The organism is Serratia proteamaculans (assembly GCF_946227095.1).
GTDB classification, from domain to species: domain Bacteria; phylum Pseudomonadota; class Gammaproteobacteria; order Enterobacterales; family Enterobacteriaceae; genus Serratia; species Serratia proteamaculans_E.
Map to the genome: position 1 here is coordinate 214,167 of NZ_CAMISV010000007.1, position 17,682 is coordinate 231,848.

At 54.7% G+C, this 17,682-nt stretch carries 12 protein-coding genes, 1 tRNA gene and 3 pseudogenes; 12 read left to right on the forward strand and 4 right to left on the reverse strand.

The genetic code is table 11. The features are described from left to right. Positions 1 to 41 precede the first annotated feature (41 nt). From OC597_RS15965 to OC597_RS15990, 6 genes and pseudogenes are all read left to right on the forward strand, one after another. Positions 42 to 1,250, forward strand: a complete 1,209-nt coding sequence (locus OC597_RS15965; RefSeq protein WP_262209496.1) for an MFS transporter — start codon at positions 42 to 44, stop codon at positions 1,248 to 1,250. A gap of 79 nt (positions 1,251 to 1,329) precedes the next feature. Beyond that, the gene (locus tag OC597_RS15970; protein ID WP_262209498.1) at positions 1,330 to 2,043 is read left to right on the forward strand and encodes a 4'-phosphopantetheinyl transferase family protein; all 714 of its coding nucleotides are present in this window, start codon (positions 1,330 to 1,332) and stop codon (positions 2,041 to 2,043) included. A 290-nt stretch (positions 2,044 to 2,333) separates the two neighbouring features. After that, entirely contained in the window at positions 2,334 to 3,215 is an 882-nt protein-coding gene (locus OC597_RS15975) for a hypothetical protein (RefSeq protein WP_262209500.1), read from the forward strand. Positions 3,216 to 3,446: 231 nt separating this feature from the next. Further along, positions 3,447 to 3,634, forward strand: a pseudogene (locus OC597_RS15980) (hypothetical protein); the annotation flags it as partial. Between the two features lie 183 nt (positions 3,635 to 3,817). Continuing rightward, a complete protein-coding gene (accD, locus tag OC597_RS15985) occupies positions 3,818 to 4,732 on the forward strand; it encodes an acetyl-CoA carboxylase, carboxyltransferase subunit beta (RefSeq protein ID WP_261416635.1) in 915 nt (304 codons plus the stop codon). A 95-nt stretch (positions 4,733 to 4,827) separates the two neighbouring features. After that, positions 4,828 to 4,996 (forward strand): annotated as a pseudogene (locus tag OC597_RS15990) (bifunctional tetrahydrofolate synthase/dihydrofolate synthase); the annotation flags it as partial. Positions 4,997 to 5,103: 107 nt separating this feature from the next. On the opposite strand, the gene OC597_RS15995 reads toward OC597_RS15990, so the two are convergent. Then, a tRNA-Asn gene (locus OC597_RS15995) sits at positions 5,104 to 5,179 on the reverse strand. Between the two features lie 349 nt (positions 5,180 to 5,528). Between OC597_RS15995 and nac the strand changes: the two genes are divergently transcribed. Further along, positions 5,529 to 6,452: a nitrogen assimilation transcriptional regulator NAC gene (gene nac / locus OC597_RS16000; protein ID WP_261284947.1), complete on the forward strand. Its 924-nt coding sequence runs from the start codon at positions 5,529 to 5,531 to the stop codon at positions 6,450 to 6,452. 1 nt (position 6,453) lies between these two features. Here nac and OC597_RS16005 read toward each other — a convergent pair whose 3' ends face one another. Together OC597_RS16005 and OC597_RS16010 are read right to left on the reverse strand one after the other, a co-directional pair. Continuing rightward, positions 6,454 to 7,908, reverse strand: coding sequence for a heavy metal sensor histidine kinase (locus tag OC597_RS16005; RefSeq protein ID WP_262209504.1), 1,455 nt, complete (start codon positions 7,906 to 7,908; stop codon positions 6,454 to 6,456). After that, positions 7,908 to 8,615 carry a heavy metal response regulator transcription factor gene (locus tag OC597_RS16010; protein ID WP_261256065.1) on the reverse strand — a complete coding sequence of 236 codons (708 nt, stop codon included), beginning with the start codon at positions 8,613 to 8,615 and terminating at the stop codon, positions 7,908 to 7,910. Before OC597_RS16010 ends, OC597_RS16005 begins: the two co-directional genes overlap by 1 nt. A 288-nt stretch (positions 8,616 to 8,903) precedes the next feature. Here OC597_RS16010 and OC597_RS16015 point away from each other — a divergent pair, with 288 nt between their 5' ends. Genes OC597_RS16015 through OC597_RS16025 form a run of 3 tightly spaced genes read left to right on the forward strand, consistent with a single transcriptional unit; the run spans position 8,904 to position 14,678 of the window. Next, on the forward strand, positions 8,904 to 10,109 hold the full coding sequence (locus OC597_RS16015; protein WP_261424346.1) for an efflux RND transporter periplasmic adaptor subunit: 1,206 nt from the start codon (positions 8,904 to 8,906) through the stop codon (positions 10,107 to 10,109). Next, entirely contained in the window at positions 10,102 to 13,275 is a 3,174-nt protein-coding gene (locus OC597_RS16020) for an efflux RND transporter permease subunit (RefSeq protein ID WP_262209516.1), read from the forward strand. The genes OC597_RS16015 and OC597_RS16020 overlap by 8 nt, the downstream gene beginning before the upstream one ends. Continuing rightward, entirely contained in the window at positions 13,272 to 14,678 is a 1,407-nt protein-coding gene (locus tag OC597_RS16025; protein ID WP_262209518.1) for an efflux transporter outer membrane subunit, read from the forward strand. Before OC597_RS16020 ends, OC597_RS16025 begins: the two co-directional genes overlap by 4 nt. Positions 14,679 to 14,729: 51 nt before the next feature. On the opposite strand, the gene OC597_RS16030 is transcribed toward OC597_RS16025, so the two are convergent. Further along, the gene (locus OC597_RS16030) at positions 14,730 to 15,647 is read right to left on the reverse strand and encodes a bestrophin family protein (protein ID WP_262209520.1); all 918 of its coding nucleotides are present in this window, start codon (positions 15,645 to 15,647) and stop codon (positions 14,730 to 14,732) included. A 335-nt stretch (positions 15,648 to 15,982) separates the two neighbouring features. Here OC597_RS16030 and OC597_RS16035 point away from each other — a divergent pair. Next, positions 15,983 to 16,577, forward strand: a pseudogene (locus tag OC597_RS16035) (tyrosine-type DNA invertase). A 492-nt stretch (positions 16,578 to 17,069) separates the two neighbouring features. Next, complete coding sequence (locus tag OC597_RS16040) at positions 17,070 to 17,648, forward strand: fimbrial protein (RefSeq protein WP_261284942.1); 579 nt, start codon at positions 17,070 to 17,072, stop codon at positions 17,646 to 17,648. Positions 17,649 to 17,682 lie beyond the last annotated feature (34 nt).

Genomic DNA, 17,682 nt, shown 5'->3' on the forward strand with positions numbered 1-17,682 from the left:
CACGTCCGATCTGCCAATGAGTCTGAAAAGTGGAGACATACATGAACGACTCTCTTGTGCTTGAGAAGAAAGTCATCTGGTTTATGGCACTTATTCAATTTATTAATGCTGTGGATTTTATGATCGTTATGCCTCTCGGGGCCGATTTTGCAAGTGCGTTACATATGTCGGCGGCAAACATCGGTTATCTGGGGGGAAGTTACACCTTAGCTGCCGCTGTCTCTTCACTGCTGGTGGCGAAGTACATCGATAGGTTCGATCGCAAACGGGTGGTGTTAGTCATGTTGATTGGGTTGTCGGTGGCCACCTTGATGTGCGCGCATGCCTGGAATATGAAAAGCTTGATGTTTACCCGCATTCTTGCAGGCTTTTTTGCTGGCCCATTAATCGCCATTTCGCTCGCCATTGTGACGGACTGTGTCCCCGCAGAGCGTCGTGGTCGAGCCATGGCCACCGTGATGGGGGCTTTTTCCATTGCCGCGATTGCTGGCGTGCCTTTGGGTCTCAAGCTGGCAAGTTTGTATGACTGGTCCACGCCTTTTTACGTGGTCGGTGCCTCAGGAATACTGGTGGCAGTCATGGTGGTTGTATTGCTGCCAAGCCTAAGGGGGCACCTTCAGGGAACGACGTCCATGTCGCCTGCTGTATCTCTGCTGGCATTGATGGCCAATCGCCGGGTTTTACTGGCGATTTCCTCGCTAGGCTTGGCCGTATTAAGTACGTTTCTTCTGTTACCGAATCTGGCCGTTTGGCTTCAACTCAACGCCGGCGTTGCTCGGGATGATTTAAGTGTGTATTACCTGATCGGGGGGGGAGTCAGCGTGATCGCGCTGCAGATTTTTGGTCGTATGGTCGACAAGATGGGGGCGCTCTCTGTCGTGACTGGTCTCGCAGTCGGCATCTTTGTTGTGATTTTCGACGGTTTTATGCATGCTTCTGTCTTACCTCCTTTGGTTATTTTTACCGCATTTATGACGTTGACGGCAACGCGAACTATTGTCGCAATCACAGTCAATACAACCGTCCCAGCCCCCAACGTAAGAGCGGCTTTTATGTCTCTTCAAAGCATCTGCCAAAATGTGTTTAGTGGTTTGGCTGCCATCCTCTCGTCCTCTATCTTGGTAGAAGAGCAGCAACAGCTACACAACCTTGAGATATTGGCTGCCTGTGCGTTAGCCCTCACGCTCGTGCAGCCACTGGTCTTGCAGCGATTGCTCAAGCATCAAAAGCGGTCTCCAGCCACATCATAAGCCGACCAAGCAGCCTGACGTCTCGGCACGACTCAGGCTTTCTCAATGCATGCCATTTATCGGGTTAAGGAATTGACGCATGCCTCCATTTTTGAACACCAGTCAGAGGGTGGTTCCCCCTCTGTTTAGGCATTTGGTTTTATGGTTCAATGCCTTCGATTTCAGGTATTTCGATAAATCACTTTTCTTGGATTTCGATGTGGAATGCCCCGCTCTTCTAACAAGAGCGGGGCCAAAAAGAAAGGCCGAGTACTTCGCTGGTCGACTGGCCGCCAGACGAGCACTCCAATTTCTTGGGTGCAAAACACTCGCTCTTCCAGTAGGGGAGCATCGGCTTCCTCAGTGGCCTTCGGGTTACCGTGGGTCCATTTCTCATACGCGAGCATTAGCGGTGTCGGCTGTCTGTCAGCAAGATCACTATCAGGCAGTGGGTATTGATACAGAAACGGTGTTCACGGCTGATCAATGTACCAAGCTAACGAGTGCCATCGTGTCTGAAGCCGAATGGAATGACGTCATTCGAGGTGGTTGCGCACTTGCTCAACCGCAGCTAGTTACTCTGATTTTTTCAGCCAAAGAAGCCTTGTATAAAGCGCTCTATCCTCACACTTTGTTGTTTCAGGATTTTAGTGCCGCCAAGCTGACATGGATATGTGAAAAATCGGCACAGTTTCAAATTGAACTGACCTGTGACTGGAGTGGGGGCTATAGCACAGGGACTCATTTTACTGGGTGGTTCCAGTTTTTTGATCATACCGTCGTCACGGTGATTGCTGATGGCTCCCACAAATAAACTGACTGCGTCTTTCAAGGCAGAATGGGCCGCTTTGGCCAATCTTTCGCATTAATTAAATCGCTTTCGTTGCGTTGTCCATTCATAGATAGAGAGGAAAACGGATCTTCAAGACGCGCTCATACCTCTCCCAGGGAAAGTTTTACGCAATGCCCTCCGTTATATTTTAATGACGTTAAAGACGTTCTACTGTTATTTTGTCTGACATCGGATGTATGTGTTTTTTTCTGAGTGTTTGAGCATGACGTCAGAGGAGGATACTCCAAAGACAGATTAAAAAGGAAATTATTTTGAACTCTGAAAATATTAAAGTGCTGTATACTGAGCGTAAGCCAACAAAGTATGATGATTATTATCGTAATATTCCAAATTCCGTAGACGAAATATTCAAGGTGGCAAGGAATATAGTGGAGCATTATAAAGGAATCAATAAATATAAAATAAGACAGGAAAGGTACAACGACATTGATATCAGTCAGCCTGAAATCATACTGGATAGATTGTCTAAAACTGGGGTGACATCCATTACCAACCCGATCCCCTTTGAACGTAAGTTCGTCGGGCATTGTTTGACCATATCTATCATGGCACTCGACATGATGAGGTACAAAAAAATCCCTTCACGACTACGGTACGCCTATTGCACTTACTTTAGTCAAGATATTTACCCAGAGCAAATTCTGATTGAATACTGGTGTGAGGACAGAAACGCCTGGTTATTGGGTGACCCCTCGATGAACCAAGAAGTGCTGGATCACAATGAGATTTCGGTAAGCGTGGACTTTTGCGACGTGGATACCACACTGTCTCAGCCGATCCACTGGGTATGGCGTCACTTAAGGAAAGGACAGCTGGATTTCACTATGTATCGTGGTATCCATGACAAGCAAGAAAAAAAACAGGTATTAGAAGAGGTGGCTCGGATATTTGTGAATGACTTGGCAGTAATGAACAATATATTATTATCGATTTATGATTACGTCCTATCCCCTTATCAGTCGGACCATCTCAGCGAAGGGTTGTTTCAATATCTAGATGAGATTGCGGATGAAATGATGGCCTCGCCAGGTTGTCTTATTGCTTACGATGAATCCAATCTTATCCGGTGTCAGCCGAGAGCGGTGGTGAGAAAAAGTGTCTTCAAGAAAGAGGAACAAGTATTTGAGGTCTAAGCGCTATATGTACAGATCTAGTTATCACCTGACACCGGACTCAAACCGGTGTCTTGCGTACACCACTTTTAATGCACACTTCCTTTGATATCAGTTTAAGCCCCTTATTTGAACATGAACTGTTCATCAATCACTCCACCCTTTATGTGGTTGCTGGTTGTTTAGGGTACCAGGGCGTTGTTTGCCAAATAATGCAGGTTAAATGGAGCTTGAGGAGGAGGTGGTGACCTGATGGGGCATATGCCCTACAGCCACTTTGCCGTCTATAACATGGTGGGCGCGCTGCTGCGGGTTTTCTGTTCGGCGATCTGCCTATCGTGCAGGAAAACCTAAAACTGCTGATTGTCGCGATTATTGTTCTGTCGGTTTTTCCGGGGGTTATAAAAATGATCCGTAATAAGCGCGCGACGGCACAATAGGCGAAATAACGCCACGAGCGTAGTAAAGCAGATGACTGAGAGGGGATACCACTTTTTTTCACATGTTTCTGCCTCTTATGTTTTAATGTGCAACATTTCATGGCCTGTAAGTGGTAAAAATAGCATTATTTACTGCTTATGGTAAAACTAGCATCGACTAGGTTCAGGAATAAAAGGTTATCAATGAGCTGGATTGAACGAATTAAAAGCAACATAATCTCTACCCGCAAGGCGAGTATCCCGGAAGGGGTGTGGACCAAGTGCAGCAGCTGCGATCAGGTTCTGTACCGTGCAGAGCTGGAGCGCAACCTGTCGGTTTGCCCGAAGTGCGATCATCACATGCGTATAGCAGCGCGCAATCGCCTGCATAGATTGTTGGACGAAGGAACTCTGGTGGAACTGGGGAGCGAACTTGAGCCGAAAGACGCGCTGAAGTTTCGTGACGCTAAGAAATACAAAGACCGCCTGACCTCTGCGCAGAAAGAGACCGACGAGAAAGACGCGCTGGTCGTGATGAAAGGCACGCTGTTCGGCATGCCTGTGGTCGCGGCGGCATTTGAGTTTTCCTTTATGGCTGGTTCAATGGGCTCTGTGGTCGGTGCGCGTTTTGTCCGTGGCGTCGAGCAGGCGCTGGAAGATAATTGCCCGCTGGTGTGCTTTTCCACCTCCGGCGGCGCGCGCATGCAGGAAGCGCTGATGTCGCTGATGCAGATGGCGAAAACCTCTGCGGCGCTTGCGAAGATGCAGGAGCGGGGTCTGCCGTACATCTCCGTGCTGACTGACCCGACCCTGGGAGGTGTGTCCGCAAGCTTGGGGATGCTTGGCGATATCAACATCGCCGAACCGAAAGCGCTGATCGGCTTTGCCGGTCCTCGAGTTATTGAGCAGACAGTACGTGAAAAATTGCCGCCGGGTTTCCAGCGCAGTGAATTTCTGATTGAAAAAGGCGCGATCGACATGATTGTTCGCCGTCCGGAAATGCGCTTTAAGCTTGCTAGCATCCTGACGAAGCTGATGAATCTCCCGGCGCCGAATCCAGATACGCCGCGCGAAGGCGTTGTGGTACCGCCAGTACCGGATCAGGAACCGGATGCCTGATAATGCAAAGGGCAGGGCCACTAGGCGCTGCCCTTTTTGCTTTTAACCATCGCGGGCATCATGGAAAAAGACTAAATTCCTCTCACCACGTCGCCCTGGCCACGTGGCTTTCTTATCTTGAGCATCTCTGCATACAAAAACGAGCGATCTCGGGTTAACGCGCGTGAGCGATGTGGCGACACGCATGGCGGTGCAGAAACTGGCGCCATTCGTCGAGCATCAACTGCCGGACGTTGGGAGTCGATCCTGATAGCCGCAGGCTATGTAGAGCGATGTTGAGTAAAGTAGAGTTTATATGAGGGTAATGACAGGAATATCAAGGATTTTTCAGGATAGCAATGGATTTCGATGGAATCTCATTGACTTGAGTTTGGCTCCTCTGACTGGACTCGAACCAGTGACATACGGATTAACAGTCCGCCGTTCTACCGACTGAACTACAGAGGAATCGTTTGAACGGGGCGAATAATAACGGGGTGACCTGGGCTTGTAAAGCCTGAAAACGCCTTGTCGTTTCGTTTGCTGCAAGATTATTCAACCTGCTGCTTTTTATGGCTTTTGTTGCTGCACTGCTGCGCAGTGGTTCAGCGCCTGCCACTGGGGCTCACCAGCATGCCTTATGCTGGTGCAAGCTTTGGCCCTGCTCGGCAGGATGTGGATAGGGCAATTAACTCACCCACTATCATTTTTTCTTATTTTTCCGTCGATTAGTTCCGGCTTTCTCTTATTCCGTCGCTCTGGCCCGGATCTTGCTGCTGTTTAGCGATACGCAGTTAAGTGGCACGACGGAGGCAATATGAATTTCAGACGTCTTAAGTATTTCGTGAAAATCGTCGATATCGGTAGCCTGACTCAGGCAGCAGAAGTGTTGCATATCGCCCAGCCGGCGCTCAGCCAACAATTGGCTACGCTGGAAGGCGAGCTGAAACAGCAGCTGTTGATCCGTACCAAGCGCGGCGTAATGCCGACCGAAGCCGGTAATATTCTGTATGCCCATGCCCAGACTATTTTGCGCCAGTGCGAACAGGCGCAAAGCGCAGTCAACAGTGCCGGGCAGGCAATGAGCGGCCACGTATCTGTCGGGTTGGCACCGGGAAGTTTGGCATCGCAGTTGGCTTTGCCGCTGTTGCAGGCGGTACGCGATCAGCATCCGGGTATTCTGCTCAGCCTGAATGAAAACATCGGTTCGACGCTGGCCGGGCAAGTCGCCAACCAGAATTTGGATATGGCGGTGATCTACGGCGCCAAAATGCCCGTTGGCCTGCAGGCCACGGCGTTGATGCGGGAAGATCTTTATTTGGTGGCGACGCGTGCGGTGCCAAATCCCGGTAACAGCGTTGAACTACTGGACGTTGCGCGACTGAATCTGTTCCTGCCGCGTGAGGGGGATGTGGTGCGCAGTCAGGTGGATGAAGCCATGGCGGTGCGCAAATTGGCTGCTAACGTGATTGGTGAGATTGAGTCCCCCGGCACGCTGAGTGCGGCCATCGCCAGCGGCCTGGGTGCCACCATTTTGCCAGAGTCGGTGGCCCGCGCGATGATTGGCCCGGCCAAGGCATGGATGGCGCGGATCAATGCCCCGTCATTGAGCGTGCCGCTTTCGCTGTGTATTTCCGGCCAGCAATCCCTGTCGGCCCCGGCGCTGGTAGTGAAAGAGATCCTGCTGTCGATCGCCGCCAGCCGCAGTCAGGAAAAACGCGTGCTGGCGCTGGTGCAATAAATCAGGACAGACTTTCCCGCTTAATCTTGCCGATGGCGGGGGATGCCTGCACGGGTTCGGAAGTGGGGGTGATAGGGTGTTCTTCGGGAAGTGACAGTGCCAGTGAGAAACCGAAGGTATTGACGCCATCGACGCTGCGGACGAATGCTTCGCCATGGTGCATTAACGCGATAGCACGAACGATCGACAACCCCAGACCGTGGTGCATGTCGCTGCGCACGCGTGAAGAATCAACGCGATAGAAGCGTTCAAATAACCGCGTCAGATGCTCAGGGGCGATGGTTTCTCCCTGATTGGCGACCGCCACGACGGCATACCCGCGTTGTTCTTGTAGGCGTACCGACACCGCGCTGCCTGTTGCCGCATGGCGCGCGCTGTTTTCCAACAGATTGGCCAGAGCACGATGAAACAGCCGCCGATCGACCTGCGCTCGTACCTCTCCGGAAATCTCAATAACCAAATCCTTTTCCATAAACGAGGGTTCGACATATTCGGCGGTTTTCAGTGACTCCTCGCGCAGTGACACCTCACTCAATTGGGTGGCGTATTGGCCCGCCTGCGCGTGAGATAAAAACAGCATGTCGTTGACGATAGAGGTCATGCGATCCAGCTCTTCCAGGTTCGATTGCAGCAGCTCTTCCAGTTCATGTACGCCACGTTCCCGCGCCAGTGCCAACTGAGTTTGGCCGATCAAATTGGTGAGCGGAGTGCGTAATTCATGCGCCACGTCGGCGTTAAAGCTTTCCAGTTGCCGCCAGGCGATCTCTTGTCGTGCCAGCACGCCGTTGAAGGACTCTGCCAGATTGCGCAATTCGGCGGGCAACGCGGCGCTGTCCAGCCGTTGGCCGCTGGTGCCGGGCACCAGGCTGTGCGCTTGTTCACTGAGATTAAGCACCGGGCGCATGCCGATGCGTGAGATGGCGTAACCCAGCATTGCCGCCAGCCCAATCCCCAACAGTGAAATGATCACCAGCGCCCGGGTAAACTCGTTCAAGGTACCCATGTAGGGAGTGGAATCAATCGCCACCACATAGCGCACTTCAGGGCGATCCCCCAACGGCGGCAGGGTAGCGATTAACATATACAGCGGGCAGCCCCCTTGTGGATCCGGCGCGGTGGCAAAACCGTCCGGCAGTTTCGACCAATGGGTACCTGCCGGTGGTGGGCCCCCGATACGGTAGCGAGGATCGTTACTGATCACCCAGTATTTCACCTGGTTGCCTTCGCTGTTGGACAAAGTATTGAGCTTTTGCTGCACCATGGGCCAATCGCGCGCGGTGCCTTTGGCTTCGATAAATGGCGAGATCAGTGAATGGCGAAAATGCAGCTCATTGTGCATCTGGTTTTGCAGCGAGGTCAGCAGCGAGCTGCGCAGAAACAGTGCCAGTACCAGCATGATCAGCGCCATGGTCAGCGCAAACATTAATGCCATGCGGCTGGAAATAGAGACTTTCATTAGGGGGTTATCCGTGATGCATCACGACGCAGTGGACGATTTTCCAACACATAGCCCATGCCGCGCACCGTATGCAGCAGCTTTTGCGGATAAGGGGTGTCAATTTTGGCGCGCAGTCGCTTAATCGCCACTTCAACCACGTTGGCGTCGCTGTCGAAATTCATGTCCCACACCTGTTCGGCGATCATCATTTTGGAGAGGATCTCCCCCTGATGGCGGGCCAGCAGGCTGAGCAGGGCAAATTCTTTGGCGGTCAGATCGATGCGGTCTCCGTCGCGAGTCACCCGTCGCGCCAGCAAATCCACATGCAGATCGTCGATCTGTAATTGGGTCACATCAATGCCGTCACTGGTACGGCGACGCAACAGCGCCTGAATGCGGGCGACCAGTTCGATCAGCGAGAAGGGCTTGGGCAGATAATCATCTGCCCCGTGGCGCAGGCCCTTGACGCGTTCGTCCACCGAACCGCGAGCAGACAGCATCAGTACCGGCGTTTGTTTGCTGGCACGCAGGCCTTCCAGCACTGCGTAACCGTCCTTGCCCGGTAACATAACGTCCAGGATCACCGCGTCATAATCCTGTTGCACCGCCAGGTGCAGGCCTTCAATCCCGTCTCCGGCGACGTCCAGGGTATAACCCAGTTCGCTCAGCGCGCGGTTAACGTAGGACGAAGTCTTTTCCTCGTCCTCAACCAACAGTAATCGCATGGCCACTCCCGTCATGGTTGCCTGGGGGTTAATTAATCATGAAACCTGCAGCCATACCACAAGGCATCACATTCTGTGATGAGTTTATGACAGCCATGTGGTCGTCAAGCTGACGGCCGGCTGACATTTCTGTCAGCTAAGGACAGTGTTAGGGAAAAAGCCGGTTAACTGACATGAATGTTATCTGGCGGTCACGTTGAGGTCAGTTCCCCGCTCGTACAGTAACCTTTGGCTGCCCGCGGGTGTGCCGAACAACCCCAGACCCAACACGCAAAAGGAAACGCATTCATGAGCCTCAAAATCGCCTCTCTTGCTGTCGGCGTGGTGGTCATCGCGACCTCGCTTTCCCTGTGGCTGGTGGTGGCTGCCAGAGAGGCACCGCCTGCAGCCCCGCCGCCGCCGCCGCGAGTCGGGGTGGTGACGTTGAAAAGCGAACCGATCGCGTTAACCAGTGAATTGCCGGGCCGTATCGCGGCTTTCCGTAATGCCGAGGTGCGGCCGCAGGTGGGGGGCATTGTGCAAAAACGCCTGTTTACCGAAGGGGAAGAGGTCAAGGCGCAGCAGCCGCTTTACCAGATTGATGCCGCACTGTTTCAGGCGGAATACGATCGTAGCAATGCTGCCCTGGCGCGGGTGCGGGCGCAACTGCGTACCGCCGTATTGTTGATCCAACGTTATCGCCCCCTTGCCGATAGCCGCGCCATTAGTCGTCAGGTATATGACGACGCGGTGGCCGCTCATCAGCAGGCGGTGGCAGATGTACAGGCGGCTGAGGCGCAGTTGGAAACGGCGCGCATCAATTTGGTTTATACCCGGGTACTGTCGCCCATCGACGGCATTATTGGGCGTTCGTTGGTCACCGAAGGGGCACTGGTGACGGCGCAGCAGGCCGCGGCGGTGGCGGCAGTACAGCAGATAGACCCGATTTATGTGGATGTTACCCAGTCCAGCGCCCAGTTGCTGCGGCTGAGAAATGCGCTGGACACGGGTACAGTCGCCCAGGCCCAGGGGCCGCAGTCTGCTGCGGTCAGCCTGACGCTGGAAGATGGCTCGCGCTACGCCCACAGCGGCAAACTGCAATTTTCAGAGATTACGGTAGACCGCTCCACTGGCTCGGTAGTCCTGCGAGCGGTGTTTCCCAATCCGGAGCGCAAATTGCTGCCGGGCATGTTTGTACGGGCGCGGCTGATGGAGGGCATGGCAGCGCAGGGTGGGTTGTTGGTGCCACAACGCGGTATTACCCGCAACCCGCGTGGTGAGGCGACTGCGCTGGTGGTGAATGCCGCAGACAAGGTTGAACTGCGTGAGCTGACCACCGAGCGGGCGCTGGGGGATAGCTGGCTGGTCTCGGCCGGGTTGTCGCCGGGTGAACGGGTGATTGTTGAGGGCGTGCAATCGGTTCGGCCCGGAGTGCAGGTGAATGCGGTGGAATGGGAACCGGCCACCACAACGGCGCAACGAGACAGCGCGCGCAAGGAGCCGGCTCATGGCTAAATTCTTTATCGATCGGCCGGTGTTCGCCTGGGTGCTGGCGATCATCATGATGTTGTGTGGCCTGCTGTCGATCGCCAATTTACCGGTAGCCCAGTACCCGAGTATCGCGCCGCCCACCGTCAGTATTCAGGTCAGTTATCCCGGCGCGTCGGCAAAGACGGTGCAGGATACGGTGGTACAGGTGATCGAACAGCAAATGAACGGCCTCGACAACCTGCAATATATTTCCTCCGAAAGTAATTCCGACGGCAGCATGAGCATAGCGCTGACCTTCGCGCAGGGTACCGACGCCGATACCGCTCAGGTACAGGTGCAAAACAAGCTGGCGCTGGCGCAACCGCTGTTGCCGCTGGAGGTGCAACAGCAGGGGATCCGCGTCACCAAGTCTACCGCCAACTTTATGATGGTACTGGCGTTTGTCTCAACGGACGGCAGTATGACCCGTCAGGATCTGGCGGATTACGTCGCCTCCTATGTGCAGGACCCGATCAGCCGGACCAATGGCGTGGGGGATTTCCAACTGTTTGGCGCGCCTTATGCGATGCGCATTTGGCTGGATCCCGCAGCCCTGGTGAACTACAGCCTCACTGCCACCGACGTCAGCAACGCCATCCAGGAGCAGAATGTTGAGGTTTCATCCGGCCAACTGGGCGGACAACCGGCGCTGCCCGGGCAGGAACTTAATGCCACGGTGATTGGCCCTTCACGTTTGCAGACGCCGGAAGAGTTTGGCCAAATCCTGCTGAAAACCGATCCGGACGGTTCGCGGGTACGTTTGGCCGACGTGGCGCGCATCGAACTGGGAGCGCAGAACTACTCTATTGACAGCTACTACAACGGCGACGCCTCGGTGGGGCTGGGGGTTCGGCTGGCGACAGGAGCCAATGCGTTGGAAACCGCACAGGCGGTGCGTGCCACGCTGGCGGAGTTGAAACCCTTCTTCCCGCCGGGGATGGAGGCTGTCGATGCCTATGACACCATTCCGTTTATCAGTCTGTCGATCGAAAACGTGGTACGCACGCTGGTGGAGGCGGTGGTATTGGTGTTTGCGGTGATGTATCTGTTCTTGCAGAACTTCCGTGCCACGCTGATCCCGACGTTGGCGGTACCGGTGGTGTTGCTGGGTACCTTTGGCGTGCTGGCGGCCTTCGGGTATTCAATCAATACACTGACCATGTTCGGTATGGTGTTGGCGATCGGCCTGTTGGTCGATGACGCCATCGTGGTGGTGGAGAACGTCGAGCGATTAATGCATGAGGAGGGACTGTCGCCGAAGCAGGCGACCCGCAAATCGATGAGCCAGATCACCGGCGCGCTGGTGGGGATTGCCATGGTGCTGTCGGCGGTGTTTGTGCCAATGGCGTTTTTTGGCGGGTCAACGGGGGTGATCTACCGACAATTCTCGATCACCATTGTCTCCTCGATGGTGCTGTCGGTGATCGTGGCAGTGGTGTTTACCCCTGCGCTGTGCGCCACGCTGCTCAAGCCGGTTAAAGCGGCGGATCACGCCGTGCGAAAAGGTTTCTTCGGTTGGTTCAACCGCCGCGTTGAATGGGCCAACCACAGTTATGCGGCTTCGGTGATGCGTGGGCTAAGTCGCCCACGCCGGTTGATGCTGATTTATCTGGTGATTGCTATCGCCACCGGCTGGTTGTTTACCCGCATCCCCACGTCGTTCCTGCCACAGGAGGATCAGGGCATGCTGTTTGCCCAGGTGCAGGCACCGGCCGGTGCCAGCGCAGAACGCACACAAACCATGCTGCGTGGTGCCTCCGACTACCTGTTAGAGATGGAGAAGGACAGTGTGCGATCGGTGTTTGCCATCTCTGGTTTTAACTTTGGGGGGCGCGGACAGAACGTCGGCACGCTGTTTATTCGCCTGCACGACTGGGATCAGCGACCGGACGCATCGCAAAAGGCCGAAGCGGTTGCGGCCCGTTTGAATGCCATGTTCGCACGCGATTTCCGCGATACCCGCACCTTTGTGGTTTCGCCGCCGGCAGTGCGTGAATTGGGCAATGTGGCGGGCTTTAACTTTCAACTGATGGATCGCGGCGGTATTGGGCATCAACAGTTGCTGGCCGCGCGCGATAGCTTCCTGACGGCTGCCCGACAAAGCCCGGTGCTGAACAACGTTCGCGCCAACGGCTTGGAGGATGCACCACAGTATGAACTGTTGATCGACCGGGAGAAGGCGCGGGCACTCAGCGTACCGATAGCCGAGGTTAACCGCACGCTGTCGCTGGCCTGGGGCTCGGGCTATGTGAATGACTTTATCGATCGTGGCCGGGTGAAAAGGGTTTACGTACAGGGTGATGCTTCGTCACGCATGCTGCCACAGGATCTGGAACAGTGGTTTGTGCGTAACGATAACGGCGACATGGTGCCGTTCTCCGCCTTTGCCAGCGCCGAATGGACCTACGGCGCGCAGAAGCTCAACCGCTATAACGGTGCGCCGTCGTTTAACCTGCAGGGTGAGCCGGCGGCGGGGTTTAGCTCCGGCGACGCGATGGCGGAAATGGAACGAATTGCCGCCACGATGCCACCTGGCGTGGGCTACGACTGGACCGGGTTGTCGTTTGAAGAGCGGCTTTCCGGCGCACAGGCCCCGGCGTTGTATGCTATTTCGCTGTTGGTGGTGTTCCTGTGTCTGGCGGCGCTGTATGAAAGCTGGAGCATCCCCAGCGCGGTGATGCTGGTGGTGCCGCTTGGGGTGATTGGTGCCGTGGCGGCCACGCTGTTACGGGGCCTGGCCAACGACGTCTATTTCCAGGTGGGCTTACTGACCACCGTTGGGCTGGCGGCCAAAAATGCCATTCTGATCGTGGAGTTCGCCAAGGCGCATTTTGAGGCTGGGGCCAGCCCGGAGCAGGCGGCGGTACAGGCCGCCAGGCAACGGTTACGACCGATCCTGATGACTTCGCTGGCATTTATCCTTGGCGTGGTGCCGCTGGTGATTGCCAGCGGGGCCGGTTCGGGTAGCCAGAATGCGATTGGCACCGGGGTGATTGGCGGCATGCTGACCAGCACCTTCCTGGCGATCTTCTTTGTGCCGGCGTTCTTCGTCATCATGCTGCGGTTGTTCCGGGTGAAACGTGCTAGTGAACGACGTCAGCAAGAGGAAGACGCCGAACTCAGCGCCCCGGCACCGGGAGAGCCGTCATGATGAAATCTGTGGGCATGATGCTGACAGCCGCCACTCTGGCGGGGTGTTCGCTGGCACCAGAATACCAACGACCCGCCGCACCGGTTGCATCACTGTATCCGGCCTATGGCGCGGGGCAAACCGCAAGCGCAGTGACTGCGGATAGCGGTTGGCGCGAGTTTTACCGCGATCCATTGCTGCAAACGCTGATCGCGCAGGCATTGGCCAATAATCGTGATTTGCGCATTGCGGCGCTGAACGTGGAGGCCGTTCGCGCTCGTTACCGTATTCAGCGGGCAGATTCTCTGCCCACACTGGCGGCACAGGGGGAGGCTGCGGTGCAGCGCACGCCGGGCGATCTGGCCGCAGGGGGGCAATCCGCTATCGGTCGCAGCTATCAGGTTGGCGGGGTCATGGCATGGGAACTGGATCTGTTTGGCCGTCTGCTCAGCCTTAATCAACAGGCGCTGGAATTGTATCTGGCGCAGGATGAAACGCGGACGGCGGCACAACTGGCCTTGATCGCCGAAACCGCCAACGCTTATCTGGCGTTACGTGCCGATAGCGAACTCCTGGCGCTGGCGCAGGAGACGCTGAACTCACAGCAGGCGGCCTTTGAGCTGGTAGATCAAAGCTTCCGGCTCGGCGTGGCGACCGAACTGGATCACAGCCAGGCAGAGATCGGGGTGCGAACGGCGCAGCGCGATTTGGCACGGTATCGGCAGCAGGTCCGGCAGGACAATAATGCCCTGACGTTATTGGTCGGGCAGCCTTTGGCGCCAGAGGTTTCCGCGCAGTTGGCACAGGCAAACAGCTTGCCTGATAGCCTGCTTCCTGAGGCGATCCCGGCCGGTCTGCCGGCAGAGCTACTGATCAGACGACCCGATATTCGCGCGGCGGAGTATCAACTGCGCGCTGCCAATGCCAATATTGGTGCGGCACGAGCGGCGTTCTTTCCGACTATCAGCCTGACCGGTTTCGGCGGCACGGCCAGCGCGGGTTTGGACGGGTTATTCTCTTCCGGTTCCGGTGCCTGGAGTTTTACGCCGCAAATCTCACTGCCGATCTTTTCTGGGGGAGCTTTACGTGCCGGGCTGGATCTGAGCGAGGTGCAAAAGCGTATTGAAGTCGCGCGTTATGAGCAGGTGATACAGCAAGGATTCCGCGAAACGGCCGATGCCCTGGCCGGTCGCGACACTCTGGATGAGCAGATCCTGGCACAGACGCGGTTGGTGGCGGCAAACCAGCGAGCCTACACCCTGTCGCAGCAGCGTTTTCAACAGGGCGTGGATAACTACCTCAACGTGCTGGATTCTCAGCGCTCGTTGTATGCGGCGCAACAGGTTCTGGTGGAAACTCGTTTGGCACGGTTGACCAATCTGGTCGATCTTTATCGCGCGTTGGGCGGGGGCTGGCGAGAGTAATTGTCACTGGGGCTTCAGGCGCGGTTTACACCGGCCTGAAGCGGTAACAGATTAACTGAGTTGGTAGCGGCTGTCTGGCTGCGCGGCGGCCGGCAGGTCCGTTTCATCATTCACTTCACGCAGGTTGATCTCAATCGCATTGCACATAGCATTGAGCGGCAGATCGTTGGCAGCGGTGCCGAAAGGATCTTCCAGTTCTTCCGCCAGCGAGTCCAGCGAGATAAAGGTGTAGGAGATAAACACCGACACCAGCGGCGTCATGTAGTGTAGATCCGGCACCAGTGCGAAGGGCAGCAGGGTGCAGAACAGATAAACCGTGCGGTGGACGATCAGGCTGTAGGCAAAGGGGATCGGCGTATTGGCGATGCGTTCGCAGCCGCCGAGGATCTCCGACAACCGGTTAAGATTCTGATCGATGCTATGAAACAGCATGTCCGACAACTGCGCCGATTGCCGCTTCTCACCCAGCCATTGCCCCATCATCAGCAACAGCCGGTTACAGGGGGAAGCACTGTTTGCAATCGCCCGCAGATCGGCATTGGGGAGCAGGCGCTGTAGGTCTGCGCTGATATCAGTGCCGCGCAGTTGGTGTTTCAGGCAATAGCTGAAGGCCATCAGCAGGGAGGCGAATTCCCGTGCCGCCTGGTCCTGCTGCGGCAGCAGGCTTTTAATCTGGCGCAGCAGCGAACGCTGGACGATCAACAGGCTGCCCCACAGCAGCCGCGCTTCGGTAAAGCGCGCATAACTGACGCTGTTACGAAAGCCGAGAAAGATAGCGATCGCCACGCCTAACAAACTGAAGGGGGCCAGGGTCAGCTTGACGCCCAGATGTTCGTACCACTGAAAACAGAGTACGGCGACAATCGACATCGCCACGTTAAGGCTGAGGCGAAACAGAATTTTGGAGAGCACTGAACCGTGCCAGACGAAAAGCCGTCTGAACCAGTGTTGCTGAGGTCTGACAATCATAGGTGTGGGGCTGACTGGGGAATAGAAGCCGCAGTTGTAACAGATTTGCGGCCTGTTCATCAACGGTCTGAGCCTCAAAAGTTAAAAAGCTCGCAGCAGGCTGAATACTGCCCCTGTTAAGTTTCGGGAGCGAAAAGGTAAGTTCTGTCCGTGCCAATCCTCGACGCTATTCAGCATAACCCCCAGATTTTTATTTCATTTTCTGATGATGCATAGGCTAAGGTAATAGCGTGGGCGCGGGATGCTCCCGTCGAGCGGGGGAAGGCGACCTGCGGTCAGACTGTCTGCTCGGTATCAACATAGGAGAAGATAAATCTGCTTAGTAAGGTGAGACTATGGTGAAGCAACGTAAATATTTAACCCGCAATGAGATTGAAAAAATCTTACGCGCTGCGGTACAAGGGCGACACCCGCAACGGGATGCCTGCTTGTTAAAAATGTGTTTTATTCACGGGTTTCGGGTCAGTGAATTGGTTCGTTTGACGTTGTCAGACATTAATCTGGAGGCCGGCATCGTTCATGTCAGGCGGTTGAAAAACGGCTTTTCCACCACCCACCCATTAACTCAGGAGGAATTGCCCTATTTGCATGCCTGGCTGGCACAGGTTTACGCTGGACGACCGGTCAATGCCCTGGCTGTTTTTATCGCAAAAGGGCGGTCCGCTTTGTCGGCAGGCGGTATACAGCTTGCTCAAACGATTTGGCCGTCTGGCCGGTGTGGATGTCATTGCCCACCCGCATATGTTGCGTCATGCCTGTGGGTTTGCGCTGGCCGATTTGGGGGCAGATACCCGACTGATACAGGATTATCTGGGTCACCGTAATATCAACCATACGGTGCTCTACACCGCCAGCAATTCGCAGCGTTTCAATGAAATTTGGAGCCGAAATGTGGCGAGAAACTTAAGGGCAAGGGTTAAAGCGGAATAGTTGAAATTCATTATTAATCAGTAGATTACTTTAATAAAAATGTGTCATTTTGTATCAAAGTGTCGCCATATTAAGAATGCCCCTGTCTTTTGTCAAGCCTCCCCCATAATCACTTTCTAATCCTTTGATAAATAATCATTATTTATAAACCCCACCCACCTCTTAGATCTGTTGTGTCCCCGAACATGTTCGTTACACCTGTCAAAATCACGCCTGCCAATGCTACTTATGCCATTTTAATGAATTTAAATCCCGATTAAATAATATAAAAAAGATTTTAATTCTAAAAATATAAAAATAAACAGTCGTTAATAATTAATGTGTCACTTTGATACAAAATGGAACATTGCCTGGATGGCATAGCCGCTTTTGTTTCGGGGTGAATTTGGTGGCGGCGGAGGGATGCCCGTCTGCCGGAATTTATCACCAACTTTATTCCCGGTTCATTGGGAACCGGAATCGAAAATCACGTCTTTTAAGGGATTACAAAGCATGAACATGAACAAAAATCTGATTGCAGCAGTACTGGCTACCATGGCGATGGGCTCAATGGTTTCTACGGCTAATGCGGCTAACCAGGGCAGCGGCTCTGTAACCTTTACCGGGTCTATCATCAAAGCCCCTTGCTCTATTGCGCCAGAGTCTGTTGACCAGACCGTCAATCTGGGTAGTGTGGCCAACAAGGCACTGGAGAAGGGGGGCAAATCCGCACCACAGAATTTCAACATTAAACTGCAAAGCTGCGATATCTCAGATCTGGTCGACAAAACCGTTACCACCACCTTCACTGGCGCGCCGTCTAAAGGCAATGCCAATAATCTGGGGCTGAGCGGTACCGCCAGCGGTGCATCCATTGTGTTAACTCAGGGAGGATCCGATATTAAACTCGGCGAACCTACTAGCGCCATTAAAGTCAGTGACGGCACTAATACCCTGGCATTTGCCGCCTTCCTGCAAGGCGAGTCCACCACCACCGCCGCCAGTGGCAGTACTCCAGCTTCAACCACCTATTCCACGATTGTCCCGGGTGATTTCAAATCGGTCGCCAACTTCACGCTGGCCTATCAGTAAGCCTCGTACGGGCGCTATTGCGCCCGTCCCTTTC

What these genes read in the sequence shown, in the direction of transcription:
- OC597_RS15965 (WP_262209496.1), top strand. Translation starts at nt 42, where the DNA reads ATGAACGACTCTCTTGTGCTTGAGAAGAAAGTCATCTGGTTTATGGCA.
- OC597_RS15970 (WP_262209498.1), top strand. Translation starts at nt 1,330, where the DNA reads ATGCCTCCATTTTTGAACACCAGTCAGAGGGTGGTTCCCCCTCTGTTT.
- accD (WP_261416635.1), top strand. Translation starts at nt 3,818, where the DNA reads ATGAGCTGGATTGAACGAATTAAAAGCAACATAATCTCTACCCGCAAG.
- nac (WP_261284947.1), top strand. Translation starts at nt 5,529, where the DNA reads ATGAATTTCAGACGTCTTAAGTATTTCGTGAAAATCGTCGATATCGGT.
- OC597_RS16005 (WP_262209504.1), bottom strand. Translation starts at nt 7,908, where the DNA reads ATGAAAGTCTCTATTTCCAGCCGCATGGCATTAATGTTTGCGCTGACC.
- OC597_RS16010 (WP_261256065.1), bottom strand. Translation starts at nt 8,615, where the DNA reads ATGCGATTACTGTTGGTTGAGGACGAGGAAAAGACTTCGTCCTACGTT.
- OC597_RS16015 (WP_261424346.1), top strand. Translation starts at nt 8,904, where the DNA reads ATGAGCCTCAAAATCGCCTCTCTTGCTGTCGGCGTGGTGGTCATCGCG.
- OC597_RS16020 (WP_262209516.1), top strand. Translation starts at nt 10,102, where the DNA reads ATGGCTAAATTCTTTATCGATCGGCCGGTGTTCGCCTGGGTGCTGGCG.
- OC597_RS16025 (WP_262209518.1), top strand. Translation starts at nt 13,272, where the DNA reads ATGATGAAATCTGTGGGCATGATGCTGACAGCCGCCACTCTGGCGGGG.
- OC597_RS16030 (WP_262209520.1), bottom strand. Translation starts at nt 15,647, where the DNA reads ATGATTGTCAGACCTCAGCAACACTGGTTCAGACGGCTTTTCGTCTGG.
- OC597_RS16040 (WP_261284942.1), top strand. Translation starts at nt 17,070, where the DNA reads ATGAACATGAACAAAAATCTGATTGCAGCAGTACTGGCTACCATGGCG.